34 protein-coding genes are annotated in these 23,720 nt (G+C 64.0%); 27 read left to right on the forward strand and 7 right to left on the reverse strand.

The window, feature by feature from the left end; genetic code table 11:
• Positions 1 to 47: 47 nt before the first annotated feature.
• From Q0030_RS37660 to Q0030_RS37785, 26 genes are all read left to right on the forward strand, one after another.
• On the forward strand, positions 48 to 233 hold the full coding sequence (locus Q0030_RS37660; RefSeq protein WP_298379255.1) for a hypothetical protein: 186 nt from the start codon (positions 48 to 50) through the stop codon (positions 231 to 233).
• A 13-nt stretch (positions 234 to 246) separates the two neighbouring features.
• Entirely contained in the window at positions 247 to 480 is a 234-nt protein-coding gene (locus Q0030_RS37665) for a hypothetical protein (protein ID WP_298379258.1), read from the forward strand.
• The gene (locus Q0030_RS37670) at positions 477 to 728 is read left to right on the forward strand and encodes a hypothetical protein (protein ID WP_298379261.1); all 252 of its coding nucleotides are present in this window, start codon (positions 477 to 479) and stop codon (positions 726 to 728) included. Before Q0030_RS37665 ends, Q0030_RS37670 begins: the two co-directional genes overlap by 4 nt.
• The gene (locus Q0030_RS37675) at positions 725 to 1,063 is read left to right on the forward strand and encodes a hypothetical protein (protein WP_298379263.1); all 339 of its coding nucleotides are present in this window, start codon (positions 725 to 727) and stop codon (positions 1,061 to 1,063) included. Before Q0030_RS37670 ends, Q0030_RS37675 begins: the two co-directional genes overlap by 4 nt.
• Positions 1,060 to 1,314 (forward strand): hypothetical protein, encoded by a 255-nt coding sequence (locus Q0030_RS37680; RefSeq protein WP_298379265.1) that lies wholly within the window; start codon positions 1,060 to 1,062, stop codon positions 1,312 to 1,314. Before Q0030_RS37675 ends, Q0030_RS37680 begins: the two co-directional genes overlap by 4 nt.
• Positions 1,311 to 1,619: a hypothetical protein gene (locus Q0030_RS37685; RefSeq protein ID WP_298379267.1), complete on the forward strand. Its 309-nt coding sequence runs from the start codon at positions 1,311 to 1,313 to the stop codon at positions 1,617 to 1,619. Before Q0030_RS37680 ends, Q0030_RS37685 begins: the two co-directional genes overlap by 4 nt.
• Before the next feature lie 401 nt (positions 1,620 to 2,020).
• A complete protein-coding gene (locus tag Q0030_RS37690) occupies positions 2,021 to 2,602 on the forward strand; it encodes a hypothetical protein (protein ID WP_298379270.1) in 582 nt (193 codons plus the stop codon).
• Positions 2,599 to 3,012 carry a hypothetical protein gene (locus tag Q0030_RS37695; RefSeq protein ID WP_298379272.1) on the forward strand — a complete coding sequence of 138 codons (414 nt, stop codon included), beginning with the start codon at positions 2,599 to 2,601 and terminating at the stop codon, positions 3,010 to 3,012. The genes Q0030_RS37690 and Q0030_RS37695 overlap by 4 nt, the downstream gene beginning before the upstream one ends.
• A 1-nt stretch (position 3,013) precedes the next feature.
• Complete coding sequence (locus Q0030_RS37700) at positions 3,014 to 3,607, forward strand: phage baseplate protein (protein WP_298379275.1); 594 nt, start codon at positions 3,014 to 3,016, stop codon at positions 3,605 to 3,607.
• Positions 3,608 to 3,618: 11 nt separating this feature from the next.
• On the forward strand, positions 3,619 to 5,442 hold the full coding sequence (locus Q0030_RS37705) for a phage tail tip lysozyme (RefSeq protein ID WP_298379277.1): 1,824 nt from the start codon (positions 3,619 to 3,621) through the stop codon (positions 5,440 to 5,442).
• Positions 5,443 to 5,509: 67 nt separating this feature from the next.
• On the forward strand, positions 5,510 to 5,791 hold the full coding sequence (locus tag Q0030_RS37710) for a hypothetical protein (RefSeq protein WP_298379279.1): 282 nt from the start codon (positions 5,510 to 5,512) through the stop codon (positions 5,789 to 5,791).
• Positions 5,788 to 6,522, forward strand: coding sequence for a hypothetical protein (locus Q0030_RS37715; protein WP_298379281.1), 735 nt, complete (start codon positions 5,788 to 5,790; stop codon positions 6,520 to 6,522). Before Q0030_RS37710 ends, Q0030_RS37715 begins: the two co-directional genes overlap by 4 nt.
• Positions 6,519 to 6,797, forward strand: coding sequence for a hypothetical protein (locus tag Q0030_RS37720; RefSeq protein ID WP_298379283.1), 279 nt, complete (start codon positions 6,519 to 6,521; stop codon positions 6,795 to 6,797). The genes Q0030_RS37715 and Q0030_RS37720 overlap by 4 nt, the downstream gene beginning before the upstream one ends.
• A complete protein-coding gene (locus Q0030_RS37725) occupies positions 6,797 to 7,099 on the forward strand; it encodes a hypothetical protein (protein WP_298379285.1) in 303 nt (100 codons plus the stop codon). Before Q0030_RS37720 ends, Q0030_RS37725 begins: the two co-directional genes overlap by 1 nt.
• A complete protein-coding gene (locus Q0030_RS37730) occupies positions 7,080 to 7,979 on the forward strand; it encodes a hypothetical protein (RefSeq protein WP_298379288.1) in 900 nt (299 codons plus the stop codon). The genes Q0030_RS37725 and Q0030_RS37730 overlap by 20 nt, the downstream gene beginning before the upstream one ends.
• Positions 7,966 to 8,658, forward strand: a complete 693-nt coding sequence (locus tag Q0030_RS37735) for a hypothetical protein (RefSeq protein WP_298379291.1) — start codon at positions 7,966 to 7,968, stop codon at positions 8,656 to 8,658. Before Q0030_RS37730 ends, Q0030_RS37735 begins: the two co-directional genes overlap by 14 nt.
• A gap of 2 nt (positions 8,659 to 8,660) precedes the next feature.
• Complete coding sequence (locus Q0030_RS37740; RefSeq protein WP_298379296.1) at positions 8,661 to 9,509, forward strand: Gp138 family membrane-puncturing spike protein; 849 nt, start codon at positions 8,661 to 8,663, stop codon at positions 9,507 to 9,509.
• A 68-nt stretch (positions 9,510 to 9,577) separates the two neighbouring features.
• Positions 9,578 to 9,790, forward strand: coding sequence for a hypothetical protein (locus Q0030_RS37745; protein WP_298379298.1), 213 nt, complete (start codon positions 9,578 to 9,580; stop codon positions 9,788 to 9,790).
• Between the two features lie 9 nt (positions 9,791 to 9,799).
• Positions 9,800 to 10,105 (forward strand): hypothetical protein, encoded by a 306-nt coding sequence (locus tag Q0030_RS37750; RefSeq protein WP_298379301.1) that lies wholly within the window; start codon positions 9,800 to 9,802, stop codon positions 10,103 to 10,105.
• A gap of 315 nt (positions 10,106 to 10,420) precedes the next feature.
• On the forward strand, positions 10,421 to 11,611 hold the full coding sequence (locus Q0030_RS37755) for a hypothetical protein (RefSeq protein WP_298379304.1): 1,191 nt from the start codon (positions 10,421 to 10,423) through the stop codon (positions 11,609 to 11,611).
• 33 nt (positions 11,612 to 11,644) lie between these two features.
• Positions 11,645 to 12,907 carry a baseplate J/gp47 family protein gene (locus tag Q0030_RS37760; protein ID WP_298379307.1) on the forward strand — a complete coding sequence of 421 codons (1,263 nt, stop codon included), beginning with the start codon at positions 11,645 to 11,647 and terminating at the stop codon, positions 12,905 to 12,907.
• 13 nt (positions 12,908 to 12,920) lie between these two features.
• On the forward strand, positions 12,921 to 13,607 hold the full coding sequence (locus Q0030_RS37765) for a DUF2612 domain-containing protein (protein WP_298379309.1): 687 nt from the start codon (positions 12,921 to 12,923) through the stop codon (positions 13,605 to 13,607).
• A 9-nt stretch (positions 13,608 to 13,616) separates the two neighbouring features.
• Entirely contained in the window at positions 13,617 to 14,969 is a 1,353-nt protein-coding gene (locus Q0030_RS37770) for a hypothetical protein (RefSeq protein ID WP_298379311.1), read from the forward strand.
• 20 nt (positions 14,970 to 14,989) lie between these two features.
• A complete protein-coding gene (locus Q0030_RS37775; protein WP_298379313.1) occupies positions 14,990 to 15,574 on the forward strand; it encodes a hypothetical protein in 585 nt (194 codons plus the stop codon).
• Positions 15,571 to 15,960, forward strand: a complete 390-nt coding sequence (locus Q0030_RS37780; protein ID WP_298379315.1) for a phage holin family protein — start codon at positions 15,571 to 15,573, stop codon at positions 15,958 to 15,960. The genes Q0030_RS37775 and Q0030_RS37780 overlap by 4 nt, the downstream gene beginning before the upstream one ends.
• Positions 15,957 to 16,196 (forward strand): hypothetical protein, encoded by a 240-nt coding sequence (locus Q0030_RS37785; RefSeq protein ID WP_298379318.1) that lies wholly within the window; start codon positions 15,957 to 15,959, stop codon positions 16,194 to 16,196. Before Q0030_RS37780 ends, Q0030_RS37785 begins: the two co-directional genes overlap by 4 nt.
• A 3-nt stretch (positions 16,197 to 16,199) precedes the next feature.
• On the opposite strand, the gene Q0030_RS37790 is transcribed toward Q0030_RS37785, so the two are convergent.
• The 7 genes from Q0030_RS37790 to Q0030_RS37815 form a co-directional block, all read right to left on the reverse strand.
• Positions 16,200 to 16,763, reverse strand: coding sequence for a hypothetical protein (locus Q0030_RS37790; RefSeq protein WP_298379321.1), 564 nt, complete (start codon positions 16,761 to 16,763; stop codon positions 16,200 to 16,202).
• Positions 16,760 to 16,960, reverse strand: coding sequence for a hypothetical protein (locus Q0030_RS37795; protein WP_298379324.1), 201 nt, complete (start codon positions 16,958 to 16,960; stop codon positions 16,760 to 16,762). The genes Q0030_RS37790 and Q0030_RS37795 overlap by 4 nt, the downstream gene beginning before the upstream one ends.
• Complete coding sequence (locus Q0030_RS37800) at positions 16,953 to 17,636, reverse strand: hypothetical protein (RefSeq protein ID WP_298379327.1); 684 nt, start codon at positions 17,634 to 17,636, stop codon at positions 16,953 to 16,955. Before Q0030_RS37800 ends, Q0030_RS37795 begins: the two co-directional genes overlap by 8 nt.
• Positions 17,633 to 18,343 carry a GIY-YIG nuclease family protein gene (locus Q0030_RS37805; RefSeq protein ID WP_298379334.1) on the reverse strand — a complete coding sequence of 237 codons (711 nt, stop codon included), beginning with the start codon at positions 18,341 to 18,343 and terminating at the stop codon, positions 17,633 to 17,635. The genes Q0030_RS37800 and Q0030_RS37805 overlap by 4 nt, the downstream gene beginning before the upstream one ends.
• On the reverse strand, positions 18,340 to 18,720 hold the full coding sequence (locus Q0030_RS40645; RefSeq protein ID WP_363323538.1) for a RusA family crossover junction endodeoxyribonuclease: 381 nt from the start codon (positions 18,718 to 18,720) through the stop codon (positions 18,340 to 18,342). The genes Q0030_RS37805 and Q0030_RS40645 overlap by 4 nt, the downstream gene beginning before the upstream one ends.
• Positions 18,721 to 18,917: 197 nt before the next feature.
• Positions 18,918 to 19,601, reverse strand: a complete 684-nt coding sequence (locus Q0030_RS37810; protein ID WP_298379337.1) for an ssDNA-binding protein — start codon at positions 19,599 to 19,601, stop codon at positions 18,918 to 18,920.
• Between the two features lie 96 nt (positions 19,602 to 19,697).
• Positions 19,698 to 20,891: a DUF2800 domain-containing protein gene (locus tag Q0030_RS37815; protein ID WP_298379340.1), complete on the reverse strand. Its 1,194-nt coding sequence runs from the start codon at positions 20,889 to 20,891 to the stop codon at positions 19,698 to 19,700.
• 365 nt (positions 20,892 to 21,256) lie between these two features.
• Here Q0030_RS37815 and Q0030_RS37820 point away from each other — a divergent pair.
• The coding region (locus tag Q0030_RS37820; RefSeq protein WP_298379342.1) for a VapE domain-containing protein at positions 21,257 to 23,720 on the forward strand (2,464 nt) is incomplete at its 3' end.

Here is a 23,720-nt window from a genome sequence, read left to right on the forward strand (position 1 = left end):
AAACATCTTGGTTAGAATTGCTCCAACGATTCAACCGGAGAACGCAAATGACCTATCAGCGCAATGAGACACCTGAGCCGCTTGCGGCGACGCGCCCGGACACTGACTACCCGCTACTGCGCTTGCGCGTAACGACTCCCGGCAACGCACGGCTGGAGATGGGCGCTGTCGTCGCCGGCGTCCTGCAATGGCAGGACGTGCCCATCGTTCAGCCCACTGACGTTCTCGGCTGAACCGGAGACCATCATGGGAACCCTGCTCGCCAAACTTCACCCACAGTGGGCCGCGCACGTCGTCATCGACGCGCAGACCGGTGCGATCCTGCTGTCGGGCGCTACCGACATGCAGTTCGACGACTGGTACGACCGGCACGAAGCGTGGCGCAAGCCGCGCACCATCGACGAGGTGCGACCCGACCTGCGCCCGGCCTACTTCCAGGCCGACACCTGCACACACTACCTGGTGGAGGATGCGTCGTGAGCGCGCAGCACGCGCTCGGGCCGTCCATTGCGCAAATGCGCGCACGCATGAATAGCGGGCATCGCCAAGTACTCGAAGCTGCGCGCGACGGCCGCAAGCTGACTTCGTCCCGCATCGGGGACGCTCGCGGACTGATGACCTGCCGCGCCACGCTGATCGGCTGGGGTGCAATCGATGGCGAGTCCCTGACCGACACCGGCCGCAGCTTGCTTGCCGACCTTGCCGAGGCGCAGGAGGCTGCATCGTGAAGTGCCGTTGCTGCGACAGCGACGACCTGCGCGTGCTGGAAAGCCGCGAAGGTCCGCACGATACCGTGCGCCGGCGGCGGGAGTGCGGCAACGGCCATCGTTTCACCACCATCGAGATGCATACGGACGTGGCCAGCCAGGCACCGCACGCCAAGCAGTTCGCCCGCCGGACCACGAAGCGCGTAGCCTACGCACGAGACATCGAGATCGCGCAGGCCCTCTACAACGGCAGGCACGTTCTGGCTGAAAAGTACGGACTGAAAATCGCGTCCGTCTACGCCGCCGCACGGCGCGGCCGCGCGTCCCTTGCACTCCAACGAAAGGCAGCAGCATGAGCCCCGAATACCTCGAGCACTTGGCAAACTGGATCGATCCTCACGGGCTGTGGCGCAAGTCGCCGCTCGACGAACTGACGGTTGAGCAGTCGCAGCAGCGCGACGCCGGCATCGCGTTGCGCAGGCATGCCGCGCACGTTCGGAACCTGAACAGTCTGCTCGGCACGGAGTACAGCCTGCTCATCACCCCGCTGGCACACAACGTGACGCGCACGACCTCGTGGCCAACACCGGAACGGAGTGCATCATGATCCACCTGTACATCGACATCACCGAGGACGAGGCTGCAAAGCTGCACGCACTCGGCGGCGGATCCTGGATCCGGCTGCAGGTGCAAGCTGCGCCCGCTCCGACGGGCCTTCGCGGCCTGTACGGGCTTACGGCGACCGAGCGTCAGCAGATGCTGGAAGACCTGCCGCGGCTGGGCCGCGCAGCAACCGCCGAGAAGTACCACGTCAAGCCAACAGCTATCGACGTAGCCCGGCGCGGCGTAGACCTGCCGCAGGACCTGCGCCGGCGCAAGCGGCGCGACAACTCTGCGCAGGCGGCAACATGATTCGCGATCTCGGGGCACTGGTCATCGACATCGTGTTGTTCTGTCCTGCTTGCGGCCTGCAACACATCGACGCACCGGAACGCTCGCTCGGACCTGGGAACACCGAACGTATCGATTGGGACAACCCACCTCATCGCTCGCACTTGTGCTCTGGGTGCGGTCACAAGTGGCGCCCGAGTGATGTGCACACCAACGGCGTGAAAACCATACGTTCCAGAGGGGTGAACGACAGTCCTGCGATCCGTCCGTTGCGCTCAACGGGCCGCGGTGAGCTGCCCGATGAATGACCTTGTACGGCGACGACCTGTGCGCTACACTGGCTGGGCTTTCTTTGCGGGTCTCGTCCCTTGGTGGGGATTAGGGCGCACCGATACCCTGTCGGTGCGCCCTTTATTTCGTCCATGCTGAAAACCTACACCCTGAACCTCACCGGCCGCGATGCCGGCACCGCGCTACGACTGACCGAGCTGCCGGCACTGGTCGCCGACCGCGCTGCGCGCGCTGCGCTGCGCGCCGTGGGCGAGTCCGAAGACGGCGGTGTCATCACGCTGGTATTCAAGCACTTGAAACAGGTGCGCGACCTGGGTGAGCGCGGTCTGCGGCTGTTGAGCCCGTTCGTTGACGCCCGCCTGCCTGACGGCACCGCGCTTGACCTGGGCGCTACCGGTGCGCACGGCGTGCGCGATTGGCGCAACATCGAGAAGATCCAGCAGCAGGCGCTCTACCTGCACACCGGCTTCATCATCGAGCGCGAATCGGTCGACATCCCCGTAGCCATGGTGGGTGACCACATCCTGCACGGCAGCACGGAGGCACGCGTCACGTTCTGTTCGCCGCTACTGGCCGCTGTACTAGAATCAAAACTGGCGACCTACCATGAGCTGGAGACCGTCCTGAGCACCGAGGATTGCTTCAATTTGCAGGAAGTAAACAACGTCCGCGCCATCCGCAACTGGCACGAATCGCAGAAAGCACCACCATGAATCCACTCGACGACGCCCTGACCTCGACCATCATCGCCGCGACCGGCCGCGATGCCGGCAAGCAGTTCACGCTGCTCGAAATCGATCCGATGACGAAGGCGGGCTACGTGCTGCGCTTCAATTCGGCGCTGCGCATCGACTCGTACCAGGCGCTGATCGACCAGTGGCGCCAGAGCACTGAAGAGGCCGAAGAGCCGCCCATCGACACGATCATGAAGACGATGCAGGGCGCGGACCCCCTGGTGCTGCACACGCTGCTCAACGAACTGCTCGACTACGTGCGCATCTCACCCGACCCGCAACATCCCGGCGTCAACCGCAAGCTGCTGCCGAACGACATCCGCGAGATGAAGACGCTCGGCGAAGTGCTGCTCGCCCTTGTGAAGCTCAACTTCATCGGCGAGGCATGAGATGGTGGCCACGGTCACGGGGTTGAACATCCTCTCGGCGATCGCCTCGCGGCTGCCGAGGCTGAACCCACCGCGGCCGATCTATGCCATCGTCGACAGCGAGACCTTCGAGCCTCTGACCGTGCCTGACTCGTGGGGCGAATTCGCCCCGCGCTACGAGAGCCAGACATCCGACTACCCGGTCGAAAAGGGCGCGTTCGCGACCTACAACAAGGTGCGTCGCCCGACCGGTGTGTCCGTGACGCTCATCAAGACCGGTTCCGACGTTGCGCGCTTCACGTGGCTCGCGGCCATCCGACAGGCTGAAACACAGGCCCCGACGACCCTCTACACGCTCATCTCGCCACAGGGCGTGTTCGTCGACTACACGCTGAAGGATATGGCGTACGAAACGCGCCAGGACCGCGGCAGCAACATCCTGTACCTGACCGTACAGTTCGTGGAGATTCCGCAGATCCCGTCGAGCGACGATTCGAAGACCAACGTGCAGGAGCCCAAAAGCAGCCCCATCGACCGCATCGGCCAGGTCTATACGAACGCCGCGAACAGCGTGCAGACCGCGCTGATCGACGCGAAGAACTTCATCCTGCAGTGAGGCATTGACCCATGGCCAACGCGAACATCGTCGATGAACTGCTGGTCCTGCTGCGCCTGGACACGTCGCAATACAAGAAGGCCGACAAGGAGGTCGAAAAGCAGGTCACGACCACCGAGAAGAAGCTGAAGAAGGTCGACGACGCACGCAACAAGCGCATGAAGGAAAGCTCGGCAGCGGTGAAGCAGTTCGCCGGCCAGCTGCGCTCGTTCGCGCTCACGGTGGGTTCGGTGCTCGGCATCGGCGGCGGGGCCGCCGGGCTGGTGCAGGCCGTCGTCGCCCTCACGAATTTCGAGACCGGCTTGCGGCGCGCGAGCGTGTCCACAGGCCTGTCGAACCGCGAAATGCAGGCCTGGGGTTCGGCGGCACGCCGCCTGGGCGCTGATGCCGAAGCGGGCCGCGCGGCCATCGCCGACCTGGCGCGTGAGCAGAAACAATTCCACCTGACCGGCAGCGCGCCGACCATGCAGGCCTTTGCCCGCATGGGTATCAACGTCTCGCCAGATGCCAGCATCACGGACATTCTAGCCAACGCACAGCGGGTCTACCGCGGCTCGTCGGCTGCGCAGCAGGGGCAGATCGAATCGGGCCTGTCGGCCTCCGGTGTATCGAATGACCTGATCCTGCTCATCAAGTCCGAAAAGAACGTGCGCGAAGAGTTCGCGCGCTCCTATGCCGAGTCCGCCACCGAGAACCGCAAGGCGCTCGACAGCGTGACGAACGCGCTCGAGGCGGCCAAGAATTCCGCGCTCAATATTGCCAACGCGCTCGCCTCCGCGCTGCAGCCGCAGATCGAGCAATTCGCGCAGTGGCTGAGCAAGGGCGCGCAGCAGGTCAGCGCCTTCGTTGACAAGGTGATTGCTGCCGGCGGCGGCGTGCAGGGCTTCACGAAAGTACTGGACGCCGAAGCCCCAGAGCTCGCACGTCTGATGCGCGCCTTGGGGACTGCCATTGGCTTCCTCGGTGAAGGCCTCGACGTGGTGATCTTCGGCTTCAAGAAACTGGCCGCCGCCGCCGAGGCGCTCTACAACTGGATCGACGAGAAGGTCGGCTACGTCATCGGCGGCCCTGGCAAGGTGAAGGGCGCCGTGGCCGACTTCGGCGAAGGCGTCGCAAAGGGCTGGCGCATGCTCGTGGGCGAGGCGCGCACAGGCTCGCCCGGTGGCGGGGTGATCCTCACGCCTGAAGCGCAGGCACGGCTCGCGGCGGGCGCTTCAGGCGGCTCGACGGCGGGCAGCACCGCAGCCGCTGCGCCGACCGGCTCTGCACCCGTTGCACCACGGGGCGGCAGCGGGCAGGACGACGTCATGCGCGGCCTGATCGCGCGCGGCTTCACGGTGGACCAGGCCGCTGCGGTCGCCGCGAACATCAAACACGAGTCCAACTACAACCCGGCGGCCTACAACCCGGCCGGCGGGGGCATTGGTGCGCACGGCCTGTTCCAGCTGCGCGGCGACCGCGCCAAGGCCTTTCAGGCGCGCTACGGCAAGTTGCCGAGCCAGGCCACGATCGACGAGCAGCTCGACTTCTTCGCGAGCAATGATCCTGAGGAAGCGCGCTCACGCCGCGCAGCCTTTGCCAGCGGCGGTACTGCCGCGCAGCTCGGCACCGCCGTGTCGGCCAAGTACGAACGGCACGGCAACGTCGCCGAAGACCTGCGCCGCGGGCAGACGGCAGCGACCATCGCCGGCCAGTACGGCCAGCAGCAGGCCTCGGTCGGCCAACAGATCAACCTCAATGGCCCGATCACCGTGCAGGCAAACAACCCGCAGGAGCTGGTCGGAGGGATCCAACGCGTCGGCGGGGCCACAAATTACAACTCAGCGGTGCGATAAACGCTTGACATAGCGTTTAGGTTTGCGTTAGATTCGTAACCACTGAATCAACTGCAAAGGAAGCACCATGCGCAAGTTTTTGGACATTCCACCCACGCCCGGTCCGTGGCACGTCGGTGCGGGCCTTATGGTCTGCGCGGAAGACGGCAGCCCTATCGCACGCTGCGCGTCGACCCGCGGCAAGTACGAATTCGAAGAGCCGAACGTTTATGTGCTGGCTGCCGCCCGGGAAATGCTGGAAATGCTCGAAGCGGTCTACGAGTTCGAATACGGCCACGGCTCGGGCATCGGCTGCACTGAGCGTGCCATGCGCGAATTGATCGCCAAGGCAAAAGGCGGTGCGGTATGACTGTCGAACTTGTCCCCGGACCGGGCCCGGCCGCCGAAGATCATCACGTGCGCCAGCGCGCTGCCGATGATTTCCAAGAGGGCTACGAGGCTGGTTACAACGCGCGCGCTGAGCACCGGACAGTGCTCGGCTCACCGGCCTATCGCCAGGGACACGCCTACGGCGTGGAACAGCGTGCATCGGAGCGTCGCGCCGCAGCCTATCGAGTCGCTTCTGGCGCGGGCCGCCTTTGGCGCGGCGTCATTATCGGCCTTGTGCTGGGCCTGCTGCTTGGCTGGGGGCTCGTGGGCGTCGCCAAGGCCGACACGCTCGCGGATTGGCAACAGCTGAACGAGCTGTGCCAGGGCGGTAGCGGCGCTACGTCGGACAAGGCGTGCGCGCAGCGTTCGCGCACGACCGCGCAACTGCGTCGCGAGGGCTGGTTCGAAGGCGCCCATGGCGTGTGGGTGTCGCCCGAGCACGTCGCGACCTTCAACCGCATCATGCGCAGCTACGACGCCATCGCCCGCGAGAACACCGGCATGCTCGACAAGGTGATGGAAGGCATGATGACCGACCTGCGCCGCGCGCTGCCGCCCGAGGCCATCTTTGCGCTGTGGAATGGTGGTGCAGGAACCATCCTCACCCATACGCCGTACGCCGCCTCGATGCTGATGTACGGCCTGCCGTACCTCGAGCGCATGCTGTCGGGCAAGAACGATCCGCGCTTCGTGATGGTGCTACGGCCATGAGCGCGACTGAACGATTCAACATGGAAGTGCGAGACGCCAGTGACCCAGGCAAGTTGCTTGGTTGGTTGTTGGTGCCGTTGGACGTGTACCGAGGCGAGGGTGGTCACTCGTGGGCATTCGAGCTGCGCCATCGCTACGGTGATTCGCACGTTCGCCATGTGAGACTACCGATCGGTCGTTACAAGGCGCCCGGCGGACGTGACTGGTTTGCGTTTCAGGCCACTCCAGCCGACATGCCGCTGCTTCGCGAAGTAGTTGTGTTCGCGAGCGCCTGATGATCCTGCGCTGCCCTGACTGCCGCACCCGGCGCACGACGCGCGGCCTGTTCATGCGCCACGTGCAGGCCACTGGGCACAAGCTGTGCAGGTGCGGCGGGTACCACTACGCACACAGGCCCGGCTCGCCGCTGTGCGCCTACAATCCCCTGTCCGCGCTGCGGTTGGCCGACCGTGACGGTGCCGACGAGGACGACCTGATCCGCTGCGCGCTCTACATCATCAGCGAAACGCCGGCACTGGCGCCCAAGGTGCAGGCGCTGCTGGAAGACTGGAAAATCGATGTTCAATCCATTCGTTGAGCGACGTGCACGCACCATCGTGAAGGTCACGCGGCCCGACAACGCCGGCAAGCAGACGCAGCACAGCTACACGTTCGAACAGCACCGCCAGCGCATCAGCGTGCGTCAGGGCGGCAAGCAATACGGCAATGCCAAGGTCGAGATCTTCGGTGTGCCGCTGTCGTCCATGAACCAGATTGCGCGGCTGTGGATGGAGACGCTGACACCGCAGAACGACGACACGCTGTCGATCGACGTGTGGGACGGTAAAGACTTTGTACCGCTGTTCCAAGGTGTCATCACCTGGTCGGCAGTGGACGCGTCGGGCATGCCGCAGGTGAAGCTGGTGATCGAGGCCAATGCGTCGATGATCCTGATGAACACCACCGCGAGCCCCTATGCCTCGGGCACTGGCCCCGTCGCGCTGCCGGACGCGCTCACGAACATCATCAAGCCCCAGGGGTTCTCGCTCGACTACAGCGAGACGGCGCCACGCTACCCGATCACCGACGTACACGTGTCAGGCTCGCCGCTGGAGCAGATCTCGACGCTGATGCGCCACTACGATGACCTGACGTGGTTTTGCAACCTGCAGCGTCTGATCGTGCGCAAGGCACGCACACCGTTCAACGAGGACGCCATCCGCATCGCAGCCGATACCGGCCTGCAGGGCTACCCGGTCTATTCGAGCAGCGGCTTGCAGCTATCGACCGTCTTCAATGCACGTCTGCGCCCCGGTGCGCCGCTCGACGTGCACGTGACGGATTTTCAATTTATAAATAAAACCAAATGGGTAACTGCCGTAATTGCACATCAGCTCGACGTGAACTACCCGAGTGGTCAGTGGACGACCGCGCTGGCGGCAAATAGTTTTGGTGCAAAAGGCAATGGAAACGATTGATGCTGCTACGGCCAAACGCCGCGAATATGCAAGAAACTGGTACGCAAAGAACGCCGCTCACGTAGCTGCGCAGCGCGCCGAAAAGTTATTGGACGCCGCTCGGGCTGATACTGTCCAACAATATCGCCGCGAGTATTACGCGAAGAATTCGACGAAGGCGCAGCAAATGAACGCTGCGCGATATTTAGCCAATAAAGACGCACGCAAAGCCTACCAGATCGCCTATCGCCAAACTCACACTGAGCAGTTGAGAGCTGCGGACGCGCGGTGGCGTGCGGCCAATCCCGAGCGGGTGAAGCGTAACAAAGAGGCTTGGTATGTTGCAAATGCGGAGAAGATGCGCGAGCTCGCCCGCGTCGCGGGGCCTAAATGGCGTGCGGAGAATCCGGACAAGGTTAACGCTTACGCATCAAAGAAACGTGCGAAGCGGCAATTAAGGGTGCCGGGGTGGTTCGGAGAATTCGACGAGTTAGTTGCCCAGGAAGCTAGCGCACTAGCCATTGCACGCTCCGCGTACGGTATGGAGTGGCACGTCGACCATCTAATTCCTTTGCAAGGCCGAAAAGCGTCAGGTCTTCATTGCGGACTTAATCTGCAAGTGATTCCCGCAATTCTGAATATGCAGAAGTACAATAAGATGCAATTGATTCAACTGCTGGAGTGGCTAAACCATATCTGACCATGAGCGCATATCCCTACCTCCCCAGCTTCGAAGACCAGTTCGACGAAGGCCGTCAGCAGGAATTCATCATCGGCCGCATGCTCGGGCGCGTGCACACAACGCAGTTGGTGCGCGTGCAGGCTGTGCGACCCACCGCCGGCAAGGTGGGTTTCGTGGACGTGCTGCCCATGGTGCAGGAGGCCGACACGGCGCGCAAGGTCATCGAACAGTCGCCCGTCTACAACGTCCCGTACATGCGCTACCAAGGCGGCCCGTCTGCGGTGGTGCTCGACCCAGCTGTGGGCGACCTTGGCCTGGTGAATTTCGCCGAACGCGACATCACCAGTGTCAAGTCGACGACGACGACGCAGGGGCCGCCAGCTACGGACCGGCGCCACGACATTGCCGACGCGCTGTACATCGGCGGCGTACTCAATCCCGAGCCGACACAATACGTGCGGTTCCAGCCCGAGGCAGGCGGCATCGACATCCACTCACCTGCATCGATCAACATCACCGCTGACGAAGACATCACCATCGATGCCGGTGGCGCTGTGCTCATCAAGGCCGGTACGCGCATCGACCTGCAGGCGCCGATCATCCAGAACACCGCGACGACGTCCTTCGGAGCCACGGCGCCGACCCTTTCGTTCCTGGGCAACATGAGCTGGCTCGGCTATGGCGGCGGGGCGGGCACGGTCACGATGGCCAACATGAACTGGTCCGTCACCGGCGGGACCATGAACTTCAGCGGCGTCGCAGTGGCCTACACGGGCGGGACGTTCACCTACAACGGCAAGAACTTGACCGATACGCACACCCATGGCGGCGTGACGACGGGTGGCGGCACTTCCGGCGGCGTGACCTGATTCGCAACTAGTTGACATTGTTGAAAGATCACGGTTAGAATTCGTCTACCAACTAACCGGAGTCCTGAATGTCTCAACAACCCGCAATGCTCGATGAACTCGCAGGGCAGCGCACGCATGTGGATCTGCGCGATTTCCTGCGCGGTGTCGATGTGGTCACATACACCGGTGCGCAGGCCGAAGAACTGCTGCGCACCGTCTTCCGGGACCGCCAGGCCCAGCAGACCGCGTTCGTCGCGCTCGCGGATTGTGGCCTGGAACTCGTACCCCTCGAATACTGAAAGCCCACCATGACCGATCACAACATTTGCGACGCCTGCGAGACTGTCGCCCATTGCCGCAAGCACGGCTGTATCCCTTTCACCACCCCCAGCAAAGAGCCGGCCGGGGCGGTGACGGACATTTTGCAATTCGCGCCCAAGTTCTCGCGCGAGCAGGAGGCGAATGACCGTGCTGCTTGGGCAAAGCTGGCCGCGAAGTCGCATGGCTGGGCCGACAACAGCGCGCCGCCAATGGCGGACGGTCGATTCGAGACTGGCTGGCACGAATCCGAATTCCAAACGTTCATGCAGGGGGTGCGTCATGGGCGTTCGTAGAGGACAGGGCTACAACGTGCCTAAGCCCAAGCGCGCGCACTGCCCTGAGTGCGGCAAGAAGGGTGTGAAGCAGTGGTATTCGCATCACGGCGCCCTCTGGCGTGATTGCCAGTACTGCATGCATACGTGGGGCGAAATCAGTTGGTCAACTGCAATGGCCGAGATGAAACGCGAGCCAGCGCCGTTGTCAGAGCCTCCGAATGAAGGGGAAGACTATTGGCGACGTACCGAATCCGGGAAGTGGCTCTACACATGGGTCGGCGACAGCGAAGACCTTAAGGCATTCAAAAGCGGTAACGCATTTAAGGCGACAGCATGATCCCCAAGAACTACAGCAACTACGAGCTCGCCCAAGAACTGCTAAGGCTCAGAACGCATAGCCCTGAGCTCATGGCTGAAGCGGCCGCACGGCTCACCGCCCTCGCATCCCGCGATGAACCCCCTGCGGTCGATGCGGGGGAGAAGGAAACCTGGCTGATTGAAGATCAAGACCACTTCCCGCGCCATCGTTGGTTGCGTATTGTGGACACCGGCAAAACCGCGCATCTCCAGTGGGAAAACGACGCCAACACTGCCACACACTTTGGCCGACGCGACGATGCCGTTGCATTCCAAAAACTGCACGTCGATTTCTGCGCCCTGTCCATCGTGACCGGGCATACGTTTCTGAACACGCCGCCCGCCCTCGCATCCCGCCCCGAACCACCTGCGGTCGATGCGGGGGAGAAGGAGACCTTCGAGCAATGGTGGTCGCAGCAACAGGCCGTAGCGAAAGAGCGACTGCCGGGCGACGACTTCCTGATGCTGGACGAGGACAACAAGAGCCAGTACGAGGCCGCATTCAATGCCGGCCAGCGCCTCGCATCGCGCGAGGAAGCACCAGCAGAGAGCGCGCCGGCCGCAGAGGCTTTCTCGCCGGCGTTTGGCAATGACTTGCTGCATAGCAGCCGTCTGCACGAGCTTTGGGCCAAGTGCGCGCCTACGCCAAAAGGTGACGCAGCGGGTGAACTGAAGTGGCAACTCGGCTTTTTCACGGCCAAGGTGCAGGAGGAAGTGCAGGCCGCGCTAGCTGCCGCCCCCGCAACGGTAGCGCAGCCGGTGGCACTGTTCGATGACCTGAAGTTGTCCAACACGACCGCTCCCCACACGGCAGTTTCTGCGCCTGTTGCATGGCTCCACTACGCCGCCAAGAAGCCTAGCTTGCGCCGCGTGGACTTCCATTCGGCCCCCGGTGTTGTCGAACAAGCGAATGGCTGGAAGACCATCCCGCTCGGGCCTATCGCTGCAGCCGCCCAGCGCTGCCCCTCTCAGGGATGCGCCTTGAGCGATGTTCAGTGCCGCGAGATCTACTGGTCACTGGACAAGTTCGGCAGGGAAATCGATAACTACGACTTCGGCCTTCCGATGCTGAGCTTCGAAGATCGCGAAGAGCAGGTATTCAAGATCATCCGCGCCATCGCCGCTCTCAAGGGCACTACTCCTGGCGGGGAGGACATCGAGAAGTAGCCCGGCACGCACGTGCCTGCTATCATCGCGGCCATGTCGACCACGAGCGTGCCCCTTCCGCAGTTTACGCCGACTGGCCTGGTCACGGCCAGCGAACAGGCGATTCTCCAAGGTGTGCTGGCCGACTACGTTGCAGCCTTCGCGGCGACCGGCAAGGTGCTCAATACCGAGCTGACGACGCCTCAGGGGCAGCTCGCGAGCTCGCAGGCCTACATGGTGGCCGCGTTTCAGGCGATGCTCGCGCAGCTCATCGCGAATGTTGACCCGCTGACCAGCTCGGGGGCCTACCAGGACGCGCTGGGCCGCATCTATTTCCTGACCCGGCAACAGGCGACCTATGCCTACGTTGCCGCGACCGTGGGTGGCGTGGTGGGCGCTACGCTGCCCGCAGGTTCGCAAGTGCGCTCCAGTGACGGCACCATCTGGGCCTCCGTGCTGCCGATCGTCTTTGACGGCGTGGGCGCAGGTGCTGTCGCATTCCAGGCGACAACGCCCGGCGCACTGCCCGCGGCAGGCGTGGACGACCTGAGCATCTACCAGCAGGTGCCCGGGTGGGAAAGCGTCACCAACGCAGCGCCCAGCGTGCCGGGCCGCGATGTCGAAGGCCGCGCAGACTTCGAGACGCGGCGCGCTGACAGCGTGCAGATCGGCGGCAAGGGCACACCCCAGGCCATCCGCGCGGCCGTGGCGAATGTGACCGGTGTGTCGGACGTCTACGTCTACAACAACGGGTCTGACAGCGCTATCGTGGCGGGCTCGACGAACTATCCGATTCCTGCGCACTCGATCGCCATCAACGTGACCGGCGGCGACGTCGAAGCCATTGCGCAGGCCATCTGGTCGAAGATCGACTGCGGCTGCGGCTTCTCGACGCAGACGACGGTCACGGTGAACATCCTAGACAGCGAGGGCTACAGCGAGCCCTTCCCGGTTTACCCGATCCGCTTCATGCACGACCGTCCGCCCACGCAGGTCTACTTCACCGTCAACGTTGCCGACCGCGCGTCTTTGCCGGCGAACTACATCACGCTCGTGCAGCAGGCCGTCGCGACGGCCTTCGCTAGCGGCTATTCGTCGCCAGACGGTTCGATCAACATCAGCCGCGCACGCATCGGTGGCCAGGTCATCGCCGACACCTACGCCGCGCCGCTGCTCACCATCCAGAACATCACGCCCGTGTCGATCTTCATCGGGCTCAGCGCTGCACCTGCCTCGGGCGCCGCATTGACCTTCGGCATCGATCAGCAGCCCGTGTGTGCGCAGCTGAATGTTTCAGTGAACCGCGTCGCCGTGTAGCGGAGGTTCGACCATGACCACCGGCTACCTCGGTCCAACCGTCCAAAAGCAGTACTCAAATAGTGCTACTTTGCTGCAACTACTTGACTCGTTCGACCAGTGGGTCGACCTGACCCAGTTCACTGCCGACTTTCTATACAACGTCTGGGATATCTCAACGGCGGTAGGTTTCGGCCTGGACATCTGGGGGCGGATCCTCGGACGTTCACGCTACCTGCAGGTCACGCCTACGCCCGGCGAAAACTTCGGCTTCGACAAGGGCGCCGCGCCCGGCACCAACTGGTGGCCCTGGAGTACGAAGCCGTTCTACGGCGGCCAGGCTGGCGGTACTGTTTCCTATGCACTGGACGACATTTCCTATCGCAAACTGCTGCTCGTGAAGGCTGCGGCCAACATCGCTTCGTGCGACTGCGGTTCGCTCAACTCGCTCATGCGCGCGATGTTCGGCGACCGCGGGAAGTGCTATGTCGGCTACGACATTGACCATCCGATGAACATCGGATACCACTTCGAGTTTTCCCCTACGCCCGTCGAGCGCGCCATCATAGAATCAGGGTTGTTCCCGCAGCCGGCCGGCACTGACGCGAGCTTCATCTACGGCGTGCCGGCAGGGTTCTTCGGGTTCGCCACTGCAAACATCGGGGCAAATCCGAACTACGTCACGCCGTGGTCAGTGGCGCCCTTCTACCGGCACAGCTAGGATACGCACATGCAAAACTCACAACGCCCCGCAAAATGGCTCAAGCCGTTTGCCGCGGATGATGCCAACAAGGTCGAGATTCCGCTGACCTCGGCGGATCCCACCCGTGCGAGCCAGTCCGCAGGTTTTCCGCCGCTGACGATGCAGCCGCCCGAATCGGGCGGCGTGCCGCCACAGGGCGAAGACTTCAATGGTGCAATGAACCAGGTCGCGCGCATCGCCTGGTGGCTCATGGGCGGCGGCTCGCTGCCCTACGATGCTACGTGGGCAGGGAATGTCGCCATCGGCGGCTACCCGAACGGCGCACAGATCCCCGCAGCTGACCTGCGCGGCACCTGGTTCAGCACCGCCGACAACAACGCGAACGACCCGGATGCGACCGGTACGAACTGGGTGCCCGGCTACGCCTACGGTGCGACGACTATCGGCACGGTGGGCGTCAACCTCGCCACCTCGGTGACGCTCACGCCTGCACAGGCAGCCAAGGGCATCATCTTCATCCAGGGCAACCTGACCGCCGCAACGACCATCATCTTCCCGGCATGGGTCAAGAATTGGCTCGTGGTCAACAACACCGGCACGGGTGCATTTGCACTGACCGTGAAAACGGCTGCCGGTGTGGGCGTCGTCGTCAACCGTGGTGACGTCGTGCCTATCCTTTGCGATGGCACGAACATGAGCGCCGCGCAGCGCGCGCAGTCTGCGAACATCGCACGTTTCACGGCCAATGGCAGTTTCACCGTGCCGCCCGGCGTCTCAACGATCTACGTCAGCGCCTGTGCCGCTGGCTCCGGCGGCGGTGGCGGTGGCGGTGCCACAAACTCGCTGGGCGTCGGCGCTGGTGGTGCGGGCGGTGGCGCCGGTCAAGCGATCATTCGCCAGCCGTACACGGTGACTCCGGGCACGGTCATCGCCCTGACCGTCCCATCCACTGGCGGCACGGGCGGTGCGGCCGGCACGCCTACCGTGCCGGGCGTACAGGGGGCGGCCGGCGCCAATACGGTCGTCGGTTCGCTCGTGACGTTGACTGGCGCCGGCCTGACCGGCGGCGGCTTCAACTTCTCGTCGGGCGTTCCTGCAGGTGGGGCTGCGGGTACAGGCTTCCCGAGCGGCACGTCCGGCGCTGACGGCGCGTCCGGTTTCAACGGCGGCGTTGGCGTTGGCGGCGTGGGTGCTTCAGGTCCTTTCGGCGGCGGTGGCGGGGGTGGCCGGTCAGGCTCTACGGGTGTCGGCGGCGCGGCAGCTGGTGGGTTTGGTGCAGGTGGTGGCGGTGCAGGCGGAAGTTACGGCAGCGGCGGCGGCGGCTCCAACGGGGGCGTCGGGGGCACGGGTTCTGGCGGCCTGGTCATCATCGAATGGTAAGTTGAACGGGTACAAACGTCATGAAATACATCCTCTACGACATCAACACCAAAGCCGTAGTCCAATGGCAGGACACGGACGTCTACAGCTACAACGAGCCAACTTCGACCCAGTCGCGGGTCATTGTTCCCGAGGATGCCGTGCCCGCAGCGTTCGATCCGTACAACTGGCCCTCGGGGTGGTGGTACGTCGATGGAGCGCTCACGCAGGTGGCGCCACCCCCGCCGCTGAGCGAAGTTGCCATGTACAAGCGCTGGGCCGTGACTGCGCGGCGTGCGCAGGCCGAAGAGGTAGGTGTCGTGCTGGATGACAACTCGACCTTTGCGCCCGTCCCTGCGCAGATGGGGCGTATCGCGTCGCTTGCACTGGGGCACGCATTCATCGGCGTGACGGAAGTCGACATCGAGCTCGGCGGCGAATGGCGACACTTCGCAGCGGCTGACCTAGCTGACGCCTATGCCAAGTACGTGCGCCAGCGCGAGGCCTCCTACGCGGCCGAGCGCGTGCACCTGGAGGCAATCGCGGTGCTGCTGACCGCGGGCGATCGTCCCGCACTCGAAGCCTACGACACCACGGCCGGCTGGCCGGCGCCGGAAGCGCCGTGAAGATCGACTTCGACGAGATCTATGCGAGTGTCGCGCAGGCGGCGCTCGCATTCTTCGGCGGCCTCATCGGCGCGCTGATGCGCCGCGAGGTCTCCAGCTGGCAAACCGCGTTGCTGGCCGCCTGCGGCGCCGGCTTCGTGGGCTTCCTGGTGGCCAAGTTCTGCCGGGCCACAGGTGTGAGCGAGGATCTGACCTACGCCTTCGTGGGCGTCTCGGGCTGGCTCGGCGCGGCACGCACCATCGACTATCTCGAAAAGCTCATCGAGGCGCGGCTGGGCGCACGGTTTCCGCGACGTACGACTGATACACCATCTAACGTGCCGGCGGCGTCGGACGGTGCTAAGGTGGAAACCCTACCCGACGACAAGAAAGCGAACTCGCAATGAGCGTCGACACACAACGCAGTCTGGCCGGCTTCCTGCTGGTCCTCACCTTGGCGAACCTGTTCGCCTCGGGTGCAATCTTCCTCACAACGCGCAACCTGCGCGCTGATGCCCATGCACAGCTCGAGCAGGTATCGAAGACCGTCGAACGCCTGGACGACGCCGTCACACGCTTGTGCGACAAGTCCGCTGGAGTCTGTGCACCGCCAGTAGCGATGCAGCCCCTGTCGAAGCCCTGAGGCTCAGCCCTTTCCGGGCTGTTCCGCAATCTTGCGCAGCGAGTCACCTGCACGCTTCGAGCCGGCCGAACTGCCGAGCCAGTAGTTCGCCACCTGCGTGAAGCTGACGGTCAGTGCACCAAACAGCACATTCAACAGGTTGGCCGTGCGCTCATCCCAATTGCGTTCCACAAGGAACAGCATGTACACGCAGGTGAAGAAGCCGCCCACGATGAGCGCGCTGATGACCACTGGCGCCCACGAGATGCCGCTGCCGGCCTGGGCCAGCGCTACGGTCTGCTTGCGCGCGCTGTCGGTGTCGGCAAGGTAGGCCGCGTCGCTCGCCTGGTCGATGCGGGCCATCTCGACTTGCATCGAGATCTCGGCCTGCTTCAGCGCCGATATCTGCTCACCAGTCAGCGTACCTGATGCGAGCGCCGCAGCCAGGTCGGCCTCAGACGCATTGGGGTTGCCGAACACCTTGTCGGCGATGACCTTGACGGCCGCGCCGGCCAGCGGGCCGCCGAGGGCCGCCGCGAGGCCCGGCGCTACGGCACCGATAGTTGCTTTCCAGTCGAAGTCGCTCATAGCGGACCTCCTGCACGGCAGGTGATCGTGCCCGGCGGCAACGGCCCCGTTTGCACGTACTGCGGGGATCCGATCTGCACGGGCTTTGACCAGTCAATAACGCCTAGTGGACGACTGCGTGCAGCCTCGACTTCCAGCACAGCGACACGTTCGCGCAACTTGGCGATCTCTTCGCGTAGGGCTTTGATCTCATCCATGGTTGGTCTCCAGTACAGGGCGCACAAGGCGCGTGAGTCGTTGAACCTCGGCAAGTCCCAGCGTGCCGCCGTTGACGCGCTTACGCAGCGCCGTTGTCTCGCCGAGCATGCTGTCGGGAATTCGATCCTCCCACCACTCGATGCCGGCTTCGAGTGCGAAGCGTGGCTGCGCGAGCAGGTCGGGAATACCTTCGAGGTTCTGGCCTACCAGGTCGCCCACGCGCCGGTAGTTGTCGGCGCCCGTGATGCCTGGGATGCCGCGGCCGCGGTAGCGCCAGCCATCGTCGGGCAGGATGTTGCCGAGGTTCTTCCGACCCCACTCGCCGCCGTAGACGATGTTCGCGATGGCCCGCTGGTCGGCGGCGTGCTTGCCCGGCACGCGCCCGACTGCCTGCGCTTGCTCGGGCGTGATGCGGTGCGCGCCGAACGTGGCCAGCAGCGCATCGGGCGTGTAGTTCAGGTTCTCTTCGAGCTGCGTGAGCATCGTGCTTTCGTGCAGCGCGTTCGGTAGGAAATCTTCGAGATCGTCATCGCCCCGCGAGAACGAGTCGGGCTTGAGCGTGTCGGCGAAGACCTGCGCCCAGAGCTGTGCGGTCGCGGCGTCGACGCCGCAGGCGGTCAGGATGGCGAGCCAGTGAGCGGTGGTACGTGGAGGCATGAGAACGCGATCGGTCATTCTGGTATCTCCTGCTTGGCCGTCTGGATGGCCGCTAAGGCGGATTGTAGGCTGTCGAAGCGGCCTAAGTGTCGGTACTTTCCGGCGATACTGACGCGTGCCGCAAACTTCGTACCCACGATCGATACACCCCGCACGCCTGTCTTGTTGTCTCGTCGCACGGTATCGGCTAGCGCGTTTTTGACTTTTTGAATGTGCGCCGCTGTCTGCGGCTTTCCGAGCTTGGCTTTCCGTTGCTTTTCCCGCGTCTCGGCGCTTGCTGTTTTGCCTGTCAACGCCGCGGCGAGTTTAGCCAGGTGCTGCGTGCTGCGCGCTTTTGAGTACGCGGACATTCGCTGGCGTGTCTCCGGAGATTTTGTCAGACCTAACTTGACGGCAGACTGCTTGGCTCGCGTTTCTGCGCTGTGCGTGCGGCCTTCCATGGCGGCGCCTGCAACCAACGCGGAGTTGTAGCGCACCCGCGCCGGCGTTGCGTCGATGAAATTTTGTTCACGCGCGATCAGTTTGTCGCGTGGGCAGAGTTCGAGCACGACGAACTGCAGTGTTGCAATGCCGTATTTATTGGCCGCGAGTTGTAACGCCCGACAGTGATGCGTGCCGCGCTGCAAATCCGTGCGGTGCTTACTCCACCGCTTCGGGATGTGTGCAGAACTGCCGATATACCGCTTGCCGGACGGCGCGACGATCGCGTAAACCCCACAGTTCAAGGAAGCTCCGTTATGTCCAGTATCGCGGCACCCGCACCCTGCGGCGTGCCGCGCAATATCATCAATCCGTCTATCTGGCTGTCATCCACCCAGACGCGCTGTCTCGTGAGAACATCAAAAACGTGCTTCTCACGATTAGCGATATCATAGCACCTATTCGCAAGTGCTGCGGGAGCTTGTAGTGTCATCACCACCTGCAGCCGACCGCGCAGGGGGTCGACAGGGCCCGTAGGCAGCGCGTTTGCACACGTCACGGCGTACTTGCGCGCCGATTCCGATAGCACGACACGGCCCGCCACGGCGCGCCAGATCCGGTTGACCGATGGGGGCCAAGGAAGGACCAGCGAGAGCGAGCGCGTAGGGTTGTAGCGGGTCATATGAGAAAAGCCCACCAGCGAGGCGCTGGCGGGCTTGCTGCGGCTATTTCAGAACTGTACCTCGTCCTCGAAATCGTCCCATTCGTTGATCCAGTCCGCCGCTTCACGCAACCGTCGCAATTTGGCACGCGAGCGGGAAGCGGCAAGCGCTTGGTTCACTCCCCGAGAGAAATGATCCGCCGGTGTCGCCGTTTCGTTCACGCGGCCGTGGCGAAAGGGTTCGCGCCGGCGGTGGCCGCGGCGGCGAAGGGGTTCGCGTTGGCTGCCGGTGCGGGCGCGGCAGCAGGTGCTGCGGCGTTGCCCGTCGACGCGCCTGCGAAGGGGTTCGCACTGCCAGCCACGGCACCAGCCGCTGCAGGTTGCGCGAACTTCTCGAAGGCGTTCACCATGGCACCGTTGCCGATGGCCAGGCGCTCGCCGTCTTCGACGGCCATCACGCCATCGATGTTGAACGAGACACCCTTACCGCCGGTCGCGTGGCTCCATGCGAAGGCGCTCAGGGCGGCACGCACGCGCTTGCCGGCGTAGAAGCACTGGCGGATCTTCGCGGCATCGGTGGGAACGTCCTGCATGAGCTGCTTGCCCGATTCGTCGGCCACGTAGGGCGCGTACTGCGTCGAGGCGCGCACGATGAGCCAGTCGGGCGGAATGCCGACGATGGGCTTCTTTGTGGAGGCGTTGGGCTTGACGTTGACTTGAATGTCCGCGGTCAGCGTCGCGACTTGCAGGCACAGCGCATGGAGCGCAGCGCCGGCTGCTGGCGGGAAGGCGATGACGGCGTAGAACTCGGGGCCGCGACCGGGCTTGAGCTTGTTCACCTGGGCGCTCGCGAGGGCCGAGCTGGTGAGGATGGCAACGTGGTCGATGAGATTTTGAGACATGTTGAAGATTCCATTCAGGTTGAGATTTGAAGAACCCCCGTATAGCGCCGGGAGGCACGCGCTGGATTTGATTGTAGGTAGCGGGTTATCGAAGTGTCAAGCGCCTTTCGCATAATTCTTGAACATTGTCGCGATGGCACTCGGCGCCTGCACGTCGACAACCTGGATCGTGCGCGAGTTTGCCGAGCGCTTCACGAGCTCGGCATGGAACTCGACCGGAAGCACGGGCAGCGCGTTGGAGATGGCCACGGGCTGCAGCAGGTCGAGCCGGTTCATGGCCAGCAGCGTCTCGGCCGCGGCCTTCGGGTCTTTCCACATCTGGCGCCCCTGCGTCTCCTTGACCCGCAGGTTCTTGTGTCCGGCCTTCACGAGCTGCTCGATGCGTTCTTCGATGTCCTCCCAAAACGCTTTAAAGGCGGTGCGCGCGGCGAACAACTGCACGATGTCGTCTTCGGGCATATCGAGCAGGTTCTTTTCGCCAGCATAGGCCGCCAAAGCGGTACTGAGCGAGCTGTGCACCGCCGGGCACTTCGGCTTGCCTTTGCAGTACCGGCAGTGGTCGCCCGGCACTGGCGCGCCCGGGTTCGCGACGGCGGCCACCTCGCGGACCAGCTTGGCGCGCTCGATCGCAAGCCAGGCAGCGTCGAGCGCCAGGGTTTGCGATGGCGCGGCCAGCGGCCGGCGGGGCTGGTACACCGCAAGCGCGAGCTTCTCGGGGCGGATGCCCTTCTCGCCCAGCGCTTCGGCTGCTGCGACGGCATAGGCTGCCAGTTGCTCGTTGGGCTCGTCGTAGGTGCCCACGTCCACGTCGGCGAAGCCGTACTTGTAGTCGACCACGATGAGGTGCCACACACCGTCGAGACGGTACAGCACCAGGCAATCGGCAGTGCCGAACAGGTCCGGCGAGATCGAGCCGATGGCTACGCGCATCTCGACCACCACGGCGACGTCCGTCGCACCGGCCGGGATCCGCGATTTGATGAAGTCGCGGTAGCCGCGGCCGTGGTGGCGCAGCGTCTCGTTCCAACGTTGCGGCGTGTCGCCCTTCAGGTCGAGCCCAGGCGGCGGGACCTGGTCGGGCGCAACGGCGCCAGCCGCCGGCGCGCCGGGTAGCGCAAAGTGCTGCTTGACGTAGTGCTCGGCCACGGTGTGGGCGCAAGTTCCCTCGGCGGCTGCGGGGCCGGATGAATCGGACATGCCTTTGGACATTTGGACGCTGATGGGGCAGCTTTTCCAGCGTTTGCGCCCGGAGAATGAGAGAATTGAGTGCGAAACTTGCGGGTTTGTCATGGCTTTCTTGCGCTCGGTCGTGAATGTGGCACGAATGTAGCGCGAATCGAAAGCAAAGTCTAGCTATTTATCGGAGAGTGCCCACTAACCTGCCATGACGGATGACATGACTGACGTGTCATTTCTAGGAAGCTCTACCAACTACTAAACGGTACCTTAATCCTTATTAATATACATTCTCTATTTCTAGATATAAGTCATAAAGTACTGTCATAGTGTCATTCTGTCATCTAGCAAGATTCGTGCCAATGCGAAACGACTTGAATGGCCTAACTATCAGGCCCGTGCGGCGATAGCGCATTTCAATGTGCAACCGTGCGCGACTGGTAGGAGAATACTCACACCTCCAAAGAAAGCCGCGAATCTTGATCGACATTCGATTTACACAAATCACGTCGCACTCGTGCGACCTCACCAAACGCTTCGCCCCGGACGAACACGGAAGGGTTACCAGCAGTGCCATCGCGCACATGACCGAAGGCGCCGCACGCGTGCTGCACATCGAGGACGTATCGCATCTCGATTCGGCTTTGCGCAACCTGACGCCCAATCAGGCCATCACCTGCGGGCTGCCGCGCGCCGGCGATTCGGAGCTGACCACACGAGCGCGTGCCGACTTCAACCCGCGCGCCGTGGCGCGCACGAACGCCACGTTCGACTGGTCACCCGGTGCCACGCTGTGCCCGATCGATGTGGACGTCGACACCGGCGGCTTCACGTCGCTGGACGCCGCGCTCGATGCGCTCGAAGCGTGCCACCCCTGGCTCGCGCACGTCACGCGCATCGCGCGGCCCTCGTCCTCGTCGTACGTGGGCGACCGCGGGCTGCGCGGCGTGCATGTCTACTTCGCGGTTACGCGCGGCACGGACATCCCCGCGCTGGCCGTGCGCATGCAGGCCGAGGAATGGCTGGCCGGGCGGGGGCTCGTGAAAATCTCGAAGTCCGGCGCGCTGCTCGTGCGCCAGCTCTCCGATTCGCTGGTCTACCAGCCCTCACGCCTGATGTTCGAGGCCGAACCGGTGTGCAGCGAAGACGTGCCGCGCAACATCCCGGACGGCGGGCGCGTGCTGGTGCGCGCCGAGCGCCCCAAGGGCGCGCCGCTGCGCGCACGCACGCCGGAAGGGCTGCTCGACGTGGGCGCGCTCACGCCACTGCGCGAAATCGACGTGCGCCGCTTCGAGACGATGAAGCGCCAGGCCCGGGACGCACGCCGGCGCGAGGCGAAGAAGATAGCCATCAACTATCAACGAGAGAACGCCATAGCGAACGGCCTGGAGATCGCCGACGGCGAGCGCCTGGGCCTGATCGCCACGCGCGCGCTGGGTGACAAGAAGCTGCCCGCGACCTGGGAGCTGGCCATCAAGGACATCGGACGGCAGACCGTGCAGCAGGTGGTCGACGCACTGCCGCTGTCCCTGGGCTTCAACTGCGCAGACCCGTTTGACACGTGGAACCCCAACCTCGAGCCGAAGCACTACGACAAGGCCGAGATCGTCATGATGGGCGACCGCCCGGGCGTCTGGTCCCACAAGCTGCAGGAGTTCTTCGAGTTCACCGATGACCGCGCTGCCGACCTCGACACACCGCTGTCGCTGGCCGCCGAGAAGCTGTGCGGTTTGGTCGAATATCCCGAGCCGGCCGGCAAGAAGTCCGCGCCGCTCGTGAACATCACGCACGGCCTGACGGTGCTGCTCGACGAGCTCGACGCGCTGCCCTCGTACAACGCCAGCACGGGCACCATGGACCGCGACGACGTGCCCGACACGGGCGACCTGCTCGACGCGCTGTCGCGCATCGGCTGCCACAACGTCACGAAGAAGCCGATCGAAGACGCCATCGACACCCTGGCCTACCGCCGCACGGTCGACCCGTGGCGCGACGCCGTGCTGGGCCTGCCGAAGTGGGACGGTACGCCGCGGCTGGATAACTTCTTTCCCGAGTTGTGCGGCGCGATGCCCTCTGAGGCGCTCATGCTGTCGACGCAGCTGTTCTTCGCCGGCGTGCTCATGCGCCAGCTCAAGCCCGGCGCGCCGTGCCCGGTGGTACCGGTGCTGATCGGCCAGGGCGGTCTCGGCAAGGGCGTCTTTGTTGCCGACATGGCGCGCGCACTGGGCGTGCCGCCGCCGGCCTCGCTGAAGTTCGCCGACGAGATCCGCATGACCATGGCCGCCAGCGTGAGCGCCATTGCCGAGCTGGGCGAGATGTCGGGCATGGCGAAGCGCGACGTGGAGGACATCAAGCAGTGGACGACCGAATGCCAGGACGTGTACCGCGCGCCGTACGAGAAGCGCGCCAGCGCACACCCGCGGCGCTTCGCGCTCATCGGCACGGCCAACAAGCACGAGATGAACCGCGACGAGACCGGCAACCGCCGGCTGATGCCCGTGGACGTCCTGCGCCCGATCGAGCAGGCATGGGCCGGCGAGGCGCGCCAGATCTTCGCAGAGGCAAAGGCGCGCTTCGTGGACGACGAAGCGACCTACCTGCGCCTGGTACGCGCAGCGGCCGACGCGGTGTTCGCGTTCAACCAGGCGCAGATGCGCGACGGTATCGGCGTGCCGGTGTCGGACGTGGACGACGTGCTGCCCGACTTGCTGCGCAAGCTGCTGCGCCAGCACAGCGCGACAGGCTTCGTGCCCAGCTCGGCCATCCGTACCGCGCTCGACAGCTTGCCCAGCGGGAAGATGATCCGCACCCGCGAGTACACCCGCTGGCTCCAGACCCGGGGTTGGCACCCCGCGCGCACGATGGACTCCCGCGGCTGGAAGCCGCCAGAGGGCTACGAGATGCCCGGCGAGTCGCAGGGTGCCGACGTGATCCAGCTGAATC

Source organism: uncultured Bradyrhizobium sp., from assembly GCF_947648125.1.
Taxonomy (GTDB): domain Bacteria; phylum Pseudomonadota; class Alphaproteobacteria; order Rhizobiales; family Xanthobacteraceae; genus Bradyrhizobium.

What these genes read in the sequence shown, in the direction of transcription:
- Q0030_RS37735 (WP_298379291.1), top strand. Translation starts at nt 7,966, where the DNA reads ATGGAAACGATTGATGCTGCTACGGCCAAACGCCGCGAATATGCAAGA.
- Q0030_RS37680 (WP_298379265.1), top strand. Translation starts at nt 1,060, where the DNA reads ATGAGCCCCGAATACCTCGAGCACTTGGCAAACTGGATCGATCCTCAC.
- Q0030_RS37740 (WP_298379296.1), top strand. Translation starts at nt 8,661, where the DNA reads ATGAGCGCATATCCCTACCTCCCCAGCTTCGAAGACCAGTTCGACGAA.
- Q0030_RS37745 (WP_298379298.1), top strand. Translation starts at nt 9,578, where the DNA reads ATGTCTCAACAACCCGCAATGCTCGATGAACTCGCAGGGCAGCGCACG.
- Q0030_RS37785 (WP_298379318.1), top strand. Translation starts at nt 15,957, where the DNA reads ATGAGCGTCGACACACAACGCAGTCTGGCCGGCTTCCTGCTGGTCCTC.
- Q0030_RS37755 (WP_298379304.1), top strand. Translation starts at nt 10,421, where the DNA reads ATGATCCCCAAGAACTACAGCAACTACGAGCTCGCCCAAGAACTGCTA.
- Q0030_RS37715 (WP_298379281.1), top strand. Translation starts at nt 5,788, where the DNA reads ATGACTGTCGAACTTGTCCCCGGACCGGGCCCGGCCGCCGAAGATCAT.
- Q0030_RS37775 (WP_298379313.1), top strand. Translation starts at nt 14,990, where the DNA reads ATGAAATACATCCTCTACGACATCAACACCAAAGCCGTAGTCCAATGG.
- Q0030_RS40645 (WP_363323538.1), bottom strand. Translation starts at nt 18,720, where the DNA reads ATGACCCGCTACAACCCTACGCGCTCGCTCTCGCTGGTCCTTCCTTGG.
- Q0030_RS37790 (WP_298379321.1), bottom strand. Translation starts at nt 16,763, where the DNA reads ATGAGCGACTTCGACTGGAAAGCAACTATCGGTGCCGTAGCGCCGGGC.
- Q0030_RS37700 (WP_298379275.1), top strand. Translation starts at nt 3,014, where the DNA reads ATGGTGGCCACGGTCACGGGGTTGAACATCCTCTCGGCGATCGCCTCG.
- Q0030_RS37815 (WP_298379340.1), bottom strand. Translation starts at nt 20,891, where the DNA reads ATGACAAACCCGCAAGTTTCGCACTCAATTCTCTCATTCTCCGGGCGC.
- Q0030_RS37705 (WP_298379277.1), top strand. Translation starts at nt 3,619, where the DNA reads ATGGCCAACGCGAACATCGTCGATGAACTGCTGGTCCTGCTGCGCCTG.
- Q0030_RS37765 (WP_298379309.1), top strand. Translation starts at nt 12,921, where the DNA reads ATGACCACCGGCTACCTCGGTCCAACCGTCCAAAAGCAGTACTCAAAT.
- Q0030_RS37660 (WP_298379255.1), top strand. Translation starts at nt 48, where the DNA reads ATGACCTATCAGCGCAATGAGACACCTGAGCCGCTTGCGGCGACGCGC.
- Q0030_RS37750 (WP_298379301.1), top strand. Translation starts at nt 9,800, where the DNA reads ATGACCGATCACAACATTTGCGACGCCTGCGAGACTGTCGCCCATTGC.
- Q0030_RS37720 (WP_298379283.1), top strand. Translation starts at nt 6,519, where the DNA reads ATGAGCGCGACTGAACGATTCAACATGGAAGTGCGAGACGCCAGTGAC.
- Q0030_RS37810 (WP_298379337.1), bottom strand. Translation starts at nt 19,601, where the DNA reads ATGTCTCAAAATCTCATCGACCACGTTGCCATCCTCACCAGCTCGGCC.
- Q0030_RS37760 (WP_298379307.1), top strand. Translation starts at nt 11,645, where the DNA reads ATGTCGACCACGAGCGTGCCCCTTCCGCAGTTTACGCCGACTGGCCTG.
- Q0030_RS37800 (WP_298379327.1), bottom strand. Translation starts at nt 17,636, where the DNA reads ATGACCGATCGCGTTCTCATGCCTCCACGTACCACCGCTCACTGGCTC.
- Q0030_RS37730 (WP_298379288.1), top strand. Translation starts at nt 7,080, where the DNA reads ATGTTCAATCCATTCGTTGAGCGACGTGCACGCACCATCGTGAAGGTC.
- Q0030_RS37725 (WP_298379285.1), top strand. Translation starts at nt 6,797, where the DNA reads ATGATCCTGCGCTGCCCTGACTGCCGCACCCGGCGCACGACGCGCGGC.
- Q0030_RS37710 (WP_298379279.1), top strand. Translation starts at nt 5,510, where the DNA reads ATGCGCAAGTTTTTGGACATTCCACCCACGCCCGGTCCGTGGCACGTC.
- Q0030_RS37695 (WP_298379272.1), top strand. Translation starts at nt 2,599, where the DNA reads ATGAATCCACTCGACGACGCCCTGACCTCGACCATCATCGCCGCGACC.
- Q0030_RS37795 (WP_298379324.1), bottom strand. Translation starts at nt 16,960, where the DNA reads ATGGATGAGATCAAAGCCCTACGCGAAGAGATCGCCAAGTTGCGCGAA.
- Q0030_RS37770 (WP_298379311.1), top strand. Translation starts at nt 13,617, where the DNA reads ATGCAAAACTCACAACGCCCCGCAAAATGGCTCAAGCCGTTTGCCGCG.
- Q0030_RS37690 (WP_298379270.1), top strand. Translation starts at nt 2,021, where the DNA reads ATGCTGAAAACCTACACCCTGAACCTCACCGGCCGCGATGCCGGCACC.
- Q0030_RS37665 (WP_298379258.1), top strand. Translation starts at nt 247, where the DNA reads ATGGGAACCCTGCTCGCCAAACTTCACCCACAGTGGGCCGCGCACGTC.
- Q0030_RS37685 (WP_298379267.1), top strand. Translation starts at nt 1,311, where the DNA reads ATGATCCACCTGTACATCGACATCACCGAGGACGAGGCTGCAAAGCTG.